The organism is Sphingopyxis sp. (assembly GCF_036402335.1).
Classification (GTDB): domain Bacteria; phylum Pseudomonadota; class Alphaproteobacteria; order Sphingomonadales; family Sphingomonadaceae; genus Sphingopyxis.
The window spans coordinates 1-7,251 of the sequence record NZ_DASWTD010000530.1; the positions used below are offsets into that span (position 1 = coordinate 1).

Genomic DNA, 7,251 nt, shown 5'->3' on the forward strand with positions numbered 1-7,251 from the left:
CGACCTGGCTGCCGTCGGGGCGCAGAAGGTCGCCGCCGAGCTGGAGATTATATGGCGGGTCGGCAAAGATCATATCGACCGACGCGGCGGGTAGCGAGCGCATCATCTCGACGCAATCGCCCTGCAAGATGCTGTCGAGCGGCAGGTCCGCGGGGTCGACTTTCGGCGCACGCTGCTTCGTCGCCGGCGCCTTGACCCGTTCCATAACACCCATGTTTCGCCCCTGTCTTCGACTGAAAGAAGGCCCTGATGAGTCAGGCGGAGTCCGCCGTCAAGCGCAGGACTCTAGGGATTCCGCGTCACTAACTGGTTAACGATATGAGAACGAAAGGAGTCTGCCACACCATATGGAGTCGGCCGCGACTCGGAGACTCAACCACTGGTGGTGTGGCGATGAGGACTCACCCCCGAAAAAAAATTCAATTCGCTCCTCCCTGTCGCGCAGCGATGGGTAGGTGGCAGCGCGAAGCGCTGACGGAGGGGCCACTACGCAACGCCGCCGCCCCGCCACCATCGCCTACGGCGACGGTCCCCCTCCCCACGGCTTTGCCGCAGGGAGGATTACAGGCCGGGATCGACACCGGTCAGCTCGACCGAGCGCACCCACAACTCGCGCGCCAGCTTCGGATCGCGCGCGGTGCGCGTCGCGCGGGCGGGGCCCGAGCGCCCCGATATCTCGCCGAGCCCCTGCGGTCCCAGATAATCGCCGCCCTGCACCCGCGCACCGGTGGCTGCCTGCAAGGTCGGCCAGGCGCCCTGCGCCGCGCTGTTGAAGAAGGGCGCGGCCAGCGGGGTCATCGTGCGCAGCGGCAGCGGCAGGTGGCGCGTCAGCTCGGTCAGCGCGACCCCCGGATGACACCCGATCGCCTGCGTCGCCCGGCCCGCCGCGCTCAATCGCCGGTCGAGTTCGAACATATGCAGCAAGTTCGCGAGCTTGCTTGTCTGGTACCGCTGCCAGTTGTGATAGCTGCGCGACGCCGACAGGTCGCTGAAGTCGATCTCGCCGCCCTTGTGCGCGATACTCGACGTGATGACGATGCGATCGTCGACATGCGGATGGACCAGGCCAGTAAAAGCAAAGGTGCCGAGATGGTTGACCCCGAATTGCAGCTCATAGCCCTGCTTCGTGAGCGTTTTCGGCGGGATCATCACCCCCGCATTGTTGACCAGCACGTCGATCCGCGGCCCCGCGAGCACCGCCTTCGCCGCATCGCGGACTTGGTCGAGATCGGCAAGATCGAGCGGCTGGAACGACAGCTCGGCCGCCGGCACATCGACCCGAATGCGGTTCATCGCTCCCTCGGCCTTGTCGGCATCACGACACCCAAGGATCACATGGCCACCACGCGCGGCGAGTATCTTGCTGACTTCGAACCCGATTCCGGCATTGGCGCCGGTCACGAGGAAGGTGCGGCCGGTCTGGGCCGACACGTCGTCGGCCGTAAATCCCCTGCTCATCGCCTTTCCCTCCCCTTCTGGTTTCGGGCTTCAGACCAGCTGCATTTGTGCGACCGGGGCAAAACTGGTCCGATGATGCGGCGTCGGGCCGTGCTGGCGCAACGCCGCGAGATGCTGCGCGGTACCATAACCCATGTTGGTTTCCCAGCCAAAGCCGGGATAGTCGCGCGCCATTGCAATCATGAAGCGGTCACGATGCTCCTTCGCGATGATGCTCGCCGCCGAGATACACGGATGGAGCGCGTCGCCGCCGATGATCGCGCGCGCGGTGTAGCGCCATTTCGGCAGGCGGTTGCCATCGACCAGGACCTCGGCGGGTTCGAACCCCAACGCCTCCACCGCACGCGTCATCGCGAGGAAGGTCGCCTGCAGGATGTTGATGCGGTCGATCTCGACAACGCTCGCCTCGCCGACGCCCCAGCGACAGCGCGCCTTGATCTCGATTTCGAGTTCGCCGCGACGCTTGGCAGTCAGCTTCTTGCTGTCGTCAAGCCCGACGATCCCGCCTTCGCAAAGCAGCACAGCTGCCGCGACGACGGGTCCGGCCAGCGGCCCGCGGCCGGCCTCATCGACCCCGACGATCATATGCGCCACGGCGGGTAACGGCGATATTCGGCCGCCTGATAAAGGCACAGTCGATTGCCGGCAGGATCGGTCAGCCGCGCCTCGCGCCAGCCCCATTCCTCATCCTTCGGCATTTGCTCGAAGCGCACCCCGCGCCGGGCGAGATAGGCGACCCAAGCATCGAGCGCGCCACTTTCCAGATAGGCGGTCGCGCCGCCCGCCACGCCGTCGCCGACATGGATCGACAAGGTGACGCCGTTCGCGGCCTCGAACCGCGCATAGCCATTGTCCGGGCTGTCGACGATCTGCTTCAGACCCATCTGTTTGTAGAAGGCAATCGACACCGCATAATCGGTTGCGGGCAGGGTCATCTGGTTCAGCGCCGGACCGGTGAACAAGCCGTCGTTACGCACGAACTGTTGCCCCATCGGGCCATGCCCCTGTCCCAGCCCCGGCGCGTCGAGCAGCGACAGCCGCACGAAATCGCGCGCGCGCGCGATCGCGGGTTCGAGCGGCATTCCTTGTGCGAGCCCCGTCGCGATCGCGCTTGCCAGCGTACACCCGGTTCCATGGCTGTGCGGGGTGTCAATGCGCGGCGCCTCCCAGCGCGCGACCTCACCCTCACCGGTTTCGAGCAGGCGGTCAGTCACCGTCTCGCCTTCGGCATGGCCGCCCTTCACGAGCAAGGAACAGCCGTGCGCGAGCACGGCATCCTCGCCGCCGAGCGCCTCGAGCTCGGGCAGGTTCGGCGTCGCGACCATCGCGCGATCGAGCAGTGCCTTGAACGCTACGATCGTCGCATCATCGGCCAGCACCGATCCGCTCGTCGCAATCATCACCGGATCGAACACCAGCGCCGCCTGCGCGAGGTCGGGCTGCGACAAGCGCTCCGCAACCGCCGCGGCGGTTTCGGCGCTGCCGATCATGCCGATCTTGACCGCATCGACGCCGATATCGGATGCGACGCTGTCGATCTGTGCGAGCACCATCGCGGTCGGAACCGGATGGACGCCCTGCACGCCCAGCGTATTCTGCGCAGTGATCGCAGTGATCGCGGTCATCGCATGGCCGCCAAGCATCGTGACGGCCTTGATGTCGGCCTGGATGCCCGCGCCGCCGCCGCTATCGGAGCCGGCGATAATCAGGACGCGTGCGGTCACCCCTTATGCTTTCGCTCCGTCGAAGCGGGATATTTGGCCAGTATTGCACCTTCGCGGAGCGGACGATCAAGCAGGTCGCCGCCGCAATTGGGGCAGAGCTCGTCGAGCTTGTCGGCACAGTTCGCGCAAAAAGTGCACTCCATCGAACAGATGAACGCGCCATGGAGGTCGGCGGGCAGGTTGCGTCCGCATTTTTCGCAATCGGGTCGCATTTCAAGCATGGTAGGTCTCTTTCAGTTTTCAAAAATCAAATGGTTATGCCGCGGCAGCGCGCACGGCGTCGCAGATCATGTCGACGACCCGCTCGACCTGCCCGGCATCGTCGCCCTCGGCCATCACGCGGATCAGCGGCTCGGTGCCCGACGGGCGGATGACGAGGCGACCGCGACCGTTGAGTGCCGCTTCGCCTTCGGCGATCGCGGCCATGACATCCTTGTCTTCGAGCGGCTTGCCGCCCGCAAAGCGGACATTCTTCAGAAGCTGCGGAACCGGGTCGAACTGGTGGAGCAATTCGCTCGCCGGCTTTCCGGCCGCGACGAGCTCGGCGAGCACCTGCAACGCGGCCAGCGTGCCGTCGCCGGTGGTCGCATGGTCCGACAGGATCATATGCCCCGACTGCTCGCCGCCGACATTGAACCCGCCCTCTTTCATCCGCTCGAGGACATAGCGGTCGCCGACCTTGGTGCGCTCGAGCCGCAACCCCTCGCCCTCGAGGAAGCGCTCGAGCCCGAGGTTCGACATGACCGTCGCGACGACGCCGCCACCTTTCAGCCGTCCCTGCCGCGCCCAGCTCGCGCCGATCAGCCCCATGATCTGGTCGCCGTCGACGATCGTCCCCTTTTCATCAACGACGATCAGGCGGTCGGCGTCGCCGTCGAGCGCGATGCCGATGTCGGCGCCGCTCGCGACGACCGTTTCCTGTAGCAGCGCGGGCGCGGTCGATCCGCATTTGTCATTGATGTTGATGCCGTTCGGGGTGACGCCCACCGCCACCACATCGGCGCCGAGTTCCCAAAACACCGTCGGTGCGCTGTTGTAAGCGGCGCCATTGGCGCAATCGAGCACCATCTTCAGCCCGTCGAGGCGGATCGATTCGGGCAGGCTCTGCTTCACCGCGTGGATATAGCGCCCGCGTGCGTCCTCGATGCGTTTCGCGCGCCCGATGTGCGCGGGCTCGGCGAGCGGCGGATTCTGCGCGAGCAGATATTCGATCTGCGCCTCGTCCTCGTCGGACAATTTATAACCGTCGGGGCCGAACAGCTTGATGCCATTGTCGTAATAGGGGTTGTGGCTCGCCGACAGCATCACGCCCAGATCGGCGCGCATCGAGCGGGTCAGCATTGCGATCGCCGGGGTCGGCATCGGCCCGACCTGCACGACGTCCATGCCGACGCTGGTGAAGCCTGCGACAAGCGCATTTTCGAGCATATAGCCCGAAAGGCGTGTGTCCTTGCCGATCACCACGCGATGCTTGTGATCGCCACGCAGGAAATGCGCGCCCGCCGCCATGCCGACGCGCATCGCAACCTCGACCGTCATCGGTATCTGGTTGGTCAGCCCGCGAATACCATCGGTTCCGAAAAACTTGCGCATGACACCTCTGCTACCTAAGCCGAAGCCCGGCGAAAGCCTGCCCCGACGTCCACGGGATGGCCCCCGCGGAGCATTTTCCGGCCCAAAAACCGGTTCCCGTTTCTTACGGGAGGTGCTCTAAGTCACCCAATTTTGCTTGGCAAGCAGGCCAGAAAAAACGCCGGGAGAATCCGTTTTGAAATCCGCTTGGTTCATCCTCTCGGCGCTGGTCGCCGGCATGCTGCTCGGAATCGGGATCGAGACCGTGGCACCCGCCGCCGGCGCGGTCTCGCTTCCCTATATCGAGACTGTCGGCCTGCTCTGGCTGAAGGCGCTGACGATGACGATCATCCCGCTGATCGTCGCACTGCTGATCACCGGGATCACCGCGACGGCCGATGCCGCACGCGCGGGTGCGCTCGCCGCACGGTCGGTCGCGATCTTCCTCGTCGCGATCTTCCTGACCGGGCTCATGTCGCTGCTCGTCACCCCGTTCCTGCTCCGGCTTTTCCCGCTATCGGCGGCGGCGGCGGAAGCCCTTCGCCACGGACTCGGCGGCTCGGTCGAGGCGGCCCCCTCGCCTACCTTCGCAGATTTCGTCCTCGGGCTCATTCCCGCCAACCCGATTGCGGCTGCGGCCGAAACCACCGTCCTGCCGCTGATTGTCTTCACCACCATCTTCGCCTTCGCAATGACCCGCATCGCCCCCGAGCAACGCGCGAGTCTTTCGATGCTGTTCAAGGCGCTCGGCGAGACGATGCTTGTCGTGATCGGCTGGGTGCTCGCGCTCGCACCGATCGGCGTCTTCGCACTCGGCTATGCGCTTGCGATCAAGGCGGGGGTCGCAGCGTTCGGCGGGCTGCTACATTATGTCCTGATCCTGTCCGGGATCGGCGTGTGCTGCGTCCTTCTCGGGATATTACTCGCCTGGGCAGTCGTCGGCGTCGCGCCGCAGCGCTTCATTCGCGCGATGATTCCGACACTCGCGGTCGCGCTCAGCACGCAAAGCTCGCTCGCGAGCCTGCCTGCAATGCTGCGCTCCTCGACCGAACTCGGCGTCGATCCGAAAAAGGCCGACATCGTGCTCCCGCTCGCCGTTGCGCTCTTCCGCTTCACCAGCCCCGCGATGAACCTCGCGGTCGTTGTCTATATCGCCTGGCTCTTCAAGGTCGAGCTCACCCTTTGGGAAATGGCGGTCGGCCTCGGTGTGGCAATGGCGGCAGCGCTGAGTTCGGTCAGCCTGCCGGGATCGATCAGTTTCGTGACCTCGATCGCCCCGATCGCGGTGTCGATGGGCGTCCCCGTCGCGCCCCTGGGGCTGCTCGTCGCGGTCGAGACCTTTCCCGACATCTTCCGGACACTCGGAAATGTTATCGGCGACGTCGCCGCGACCAAATATGCCGCCGACGGCGTCGAAAACGAACCATCAGGAGAAACGCCATGAAATATCGCAAGCTCGGCCACGGCCTCGAAGTTTCGGCGATCGGCATCGGCTGCATGCCGATGATCAAGGGCGGCAACATCCTTTACGGCGAAGCCGCCGACCTCGACGAATCGACGCGCACGATCCACCGCGCGATCGACCTCGGCGTCACCTTTTTCGACACCGCGCAAATCTATGGCCCGTTCAGCAATGAGGAACTGCTGGGCGACGCGATCAAGGGCAAGCGCGACGGCCTCGTCATCGCGACCAAGTTCGGTTTCAGGTTCGACGGCCCGCAGATCGTCGGCGTCGACGGCTCGCCCGCCAACGCCCGCGCCGCATGCGAAGGCTCGCTGAAACGGCTCGGCATCGACACGATCGACCTATTCTACCAGCACCGCGTCGATCCGTCCGTCCCGATCGAGGAAACCGTCGGCGGGATGATAGAGCTCGTCAAGGAAGGCAAGGTGCGCCACATCGCGCTCTCCGAAGCCGGCGCCGATACGATCCGCCGCGCCGCCAAGGCGGCGCCGATCACCGCGCTGCAAAGCGAATATTCGATCTGGGAGCGCGATATCGAGGATGATATCCTCGGCGCCTGCCGCGAAAACGGCATCGGCTTTGTACCCTATTCGCCGCTCGGCCGCGGGTTTCTCGCGGGCGCGGTGCGCAGCCGCGACGAACTGCCCGAGAACGACTGGCGCCGGAACGATCCGCGCTATTCGGACGAAAACCTTCCCGCCAACCTCGCAATCGTCGACGCGATCGGCACAGTCGCCGACCGGCACTGCGTGTCGAAGGCGCAGGTCGCGCTCGCCTGGCTGCTCGCGCAGGGCGACGACATCGTCCCGATCCCCGGCACCAAGCGCCGCGCGACGATGGAGGACAGCGTTGCCGCCGCCGAGGTCACGCTGACCGCCGACGACCTCGCCGCGATCGACGCCGCCGCGCCAAAGGGCGGCACGAGCGGGCCGCGTTACGGCGAGATGGGAATGCGGATGGTGCGGCTTTAGCCGACTGACCGGTTACGACCGGGAGCTGCCGATAGGGGATGTGCACCCCGGCGAAAGCCGG

7 protein-coding genes and 1 pseudogene are annotated in these 7,251 nt (G+C 65.4%); 2 read left to right on the forward strand and 6 right to left on the reverse strand.

The window, feature by feature from the left end; translation table 11 throughout:
• From VGD20_RS17285 to glmM, 6 genes and pseudogenes are all read right to left on the reverse strand, one after another.
• A pseudogene (locus VGD20_RS17285) lies at positions 1-214 on the reverse strand (site-specific DNA-methyltransferase); the annotation flags it as partial.
• 347 nt (positions 215-561) lie between these two features.
• Positions 562-1,458 (reverse strand): oxidoreductase, encoded by an 897-nt coding sequence (locus tag VGD20_RS17290; protein WP_331135619.1) that lies wholly within the window; start codon positions 1,456-1,458, stop codon positions 562-564.
• 30 nt (positions 1,459-1,488) lie between these two features.
• Positions 1,489-2,043, reverse strand: coding sequence for a ribonuclease HII (locus VGD20_RS17295; RefSeq protein ID WP_331135624.1), 555 nt, complete (start codon positions 2,041-2,043; stop codon positions 1,489-1,491).
• A complete protein-coding gene (gene thiD, locus VGD20_RS17300) occupies positions 2,040-3,182 on the reverse strand; it encodes a bifunctional hydroxymethylpyrimidine kinase/phosphomethylpyrimidine kinase (RefSeq protein WP_331135620.1) in 1,143 nt (380 codons plus the stop codon). Before thiD ends, VGD20_RS17295 begins: the two co-directional genes overlap by 4 nt.
• On the reverse strand, positions 3,179-3,403 hold the full coding sequence (locus tag VGD20_RS17305) for a DUF1272 domain-containing protein (protein WP_093511349.1): 225 nt from the start codon (positions 3,401-3,403) through the stop codon (positions 3,179-3,181). Before VGD20_RS17305 ends, thiD begins: the two co-directional genes overlap by 4 nt.
• Before the next feature lie 34 nt (positions 3,404-3,437).
• Positions 3,438-4,775, reverse strand: a complete 1,338-nt coding sequence (gene glmM / locus VGD20_RS17310) for a phosphoglucosamine mutase (RefSeq protein ID WP_331135621.1) — start codon at positions 4,773-4,775, stop codon at positions 3,438-3,440.
• Between the two features lie 175 nt (positions 4,776-4,950).
• Between glmM and VGD20_RS17315 the strand changes: the two genes are divergently transcribed.
• Entirely contained in the window at positions 4,951-6,198 is a 1,248-nt protein-coding gene (locus VGD20_RS17315; RefSeq protein ID WP_331135622.1) for a dicarboxylate/amino acid:cation symporter, read from the forward strand.
• Positions 6,195-7,190, forward strand: coding sequence for an aldo/keto reductase (locus tag VGD20_RS17320; protein WP_331135623.1), 996 nt, complete (start codon positions 6,195-6,197; stop codon positions 7,188-7,190). The genes VGD20_RS17315 and VGD20_RS17320 overlap by 4 nt, the downstream gene beginning before the upstream one ends.
• Positions 7,191-7,251: the final 61 nt, after the last annotated feature.

Coding starts and splice junctions, on each gene's coding strand:
- VGD20_RS17320 (WP_331135623.1), top strand. CDS start 6,195: ATGAAATATCGCAAGCTCGGCCACGGCCTCGAAGTTTCGGCGATCGGC.
- VGD20_RS17305 (WP_093511349.1), bottom strand. CDS start 3,403: ATGCTTGAAATGCGACCCGATTGCGAAAAATGCGGACGCAACCTGCCC.
- VGD20_RS17295 (WP_331135624.1), bottom strand. CDS start 2,043: ATGATCGTCGGGGTCGATGAGGCCGGCCGCGGGCCGCTGGCCGGACCC.
- glmM (WP_331135621.1), bottom strand. CDS start 4,775: ATGCGCAAGTTTTTCGGAACCGATGGTATTCGCGGGCTGACCAACCAG.
- VGD20_RS17290 (WP_331135619.1), bottom strand. CDS start 1,458: ATGAGCAGGGGATTTACGGCCGACGACGTGTCGGCCCAGACCGGCCGC.